General features: G+C 31.5%; 1 protein-coding gene. It reads right to left on the bottom strand.

What is annotated here, in order from left to right:
* A partial coding sequence (locus tag GNY06_RS02615) for an IS1 family transposase (protein WP_166518676.1) occupies positions 1–310 on the bottom strand: 310 nt, incomplete at its 3' end.
* Positions 311–356 lie beyond the last annotated feature (46 nt).

The following is a 356-nucleotide window of genomic DNA, read 5'->3' as shown; positions in this document are numbered from 1 at the left end:
TGTGCATTTCATCTAACGCTACCACTTTTATTTCCTTAGATCCACATTGCAACGATTGTACTTCTTGACCAAAACTACGAATCCAATTCAAAATAGTGACATTGCTAATATCTAAAATCCTGCCGATTGATCTAAAGCCCAAGCCTTCAAGAGAAAGTTGAAACGCTTTTTTTTTGATTGTTTTTGAATATTCACCCCCTCTTTTATATACCGTAAAATTAAATCCACAATTTTTACATTTGTATCTTTCAAGATTACTGACGATACCGTCTTTTACTTTTTCAGACTCATGACATTTTGGACTATCCATTGTTTTTCTTTAGTAAAGATAAAAAAACTATCCTAATTTAGCAATA

This window comes from Elizabethkingia argenteiflava, from assembly GCF_009904105.1.
Lineage (GTDB): Bacteria > Bacteroidota > Bacteroidia > Flavobacteriales > Weeksellaceae > Elizabethkingia > Elizabethkingia argenteiflava.
This window is presented reverse-complemented; position numbering and strand designations above follow the sequence as displayed.